Raw genomic sequence first — 1,597 nt, 5'->3', positions numbered from 1 at the left:
CCTCTGGGACGGCATCTGCCGGGTAGCCGTCACCCCCGCCGAGATCAACCTGCTGATCGATCCTCGATCTCCCGGCGCCGGCCGCCGTGCTGGAGACCCGAAGCCTGTTCACCGACCATGCCGGCGACGCCATCGAGTACGGCGTCGACATCGCGCCGAGTCGGCGGACCCGCACGGTTGAGATCGCTCTTGCGTAGGGGCGACACACCGAGCCATACCGGCAACACCGACCTGGGCCGCGAACAGGGGCAAGCTCCGTCGTAACCAGGTCCGAGAGGGCCAGAAATGATGTTGGCCCGGAGAAATGTAGCGATCTCCCCGGGCCGATGAACATCACCTTGCTAGGCGAGTACGAGGCTACGGGACCTGTGGGTCCTTGGCCACCGTGCCCGCCATGATCGCCCCAGGAGGCGGCATGAGCGACATGATTTATAGGGCTGAAGATGACGAAGATGACCAGGCCCACATCCCACACACGACTCTGTGGGACCACCGCCTCAGCGTCCGAGCCCGTGGCCTACTCGCGATGTTGCTATGCGTCCTTCCCGGTGCCGGGGTGTCGATGGTGACCCTCGCTCGCGAGATGCGCGCCGTCGGCGGGAAGGTCGCCGAGGGCAGGGACGCACTACGCGCCGCACGGCGCGAGCTGGAACAGGCCGGCTATCTCGTCTCCAGCACCGACCGGGACGACCGCGGCCAGTGGGTGACCCGGACACGTGTCTACCGCCGCGCCCGTAACGCCCAGCCGACCAGCATCACGAAACCGCAGGTCAGCCCGGGGACTGAAAATCCGGCGCCGGGCGATCCGGCGCCGGTAAATCCGGCCCGGGACGCAAAACCGCAGGTCAGCCCGGGGACTGAAAATCCGGCGCCGGGCGATCCGGCGCCGGTAAATCCGGCGCTCTCTTCTAGTACAAGTACTAGAAGAGAAGATGATGAAGAAGACGCGCGCGCGCGCGCGAACAGTGATCCTTTGGAGGGTCGTCCGGCACTTCGTGGTCTGGCTGCCGCGTTGATCGAGGAAGGCATCCGAGCATCGTGGCCGTCGTCACCGTCCAAGCTCGCGGAGATCGAGTCGCTCATGATGCGCCACGAGGTCGACACGTTGGTGATCGCAGCCGTGCAGCAGGACACCAACGCCCGCACCACCCCGGGCCGGACCACTGCCGAATACGTCAGCGCGTTCTTGCCGCGTTGGCGTCACCTCTCAGCCGCCACCCCGTCGAGGACCAGCGCCACGAGGTCGGCCGACGCCAAGCCGCAGCAATGCCCCCGACCGGAGCATTACAAGCGTGAGTACATCGGGGGTGTGTGCCCGCTGTGCCGGTCCGAGGCGATCGAGGCAGGCGCCGCGTAGGGGGTCGTTGCTCTGCCCATCACATCGTCCGTCTACGTGGCGTTGAGGGTGCGTAGGCGAGGCCCTGAAAGGGTCGTAGGCGGCCGATCGTGATGGGTCTGGTGAGGAGGATCTTGCTGACGCCGGGGGTGGTGTGATCAAGGTCTGGTGATCGCGATACGCCAAGATCGGCTGAGATGCGCCTGTCGAGGTGTCTGCGGACGTGTGGCCTCACGCTATGGGCCCTAGGATGGCCGCTGC

At 66.2% G+C, this 1,597-nt stretch carries 1 protein-coding gene; it reads left to right on the top strand.

Annotated elements, in window-relative coordinates:
* The first annotated feature begins 415 nt into the window (after nucleotides 1-415).
* Nucleotides 416-1,357: a hypothetical protein gene (locus G6R24_RS20750; RefSeq protein WP_163550808.1), complete on the top strand. Its 942-nt coding sequence runs from the start codon at nucleotides 416-418 to the stop codon at nucleotides 1,355-1,357.
* Nucleotides 1,358-1,597 lie beyond the last annotated feature (240 nt).

This window comes from Candidatus Frankia nodulisporulans, from assembly GCF_902806475.1.
Classification (GTDB): domain Bacteria; phylum Actinomycetota; class Actinomycetes; order Frankiales; family Frankiaceae; genus Frankia; species Frankia umida.
The sequence above is the reverse complement of the archived record's forward strand: the minus strand, read 5'-3'. Positions and strand labels throughout refer to the sequence as shown.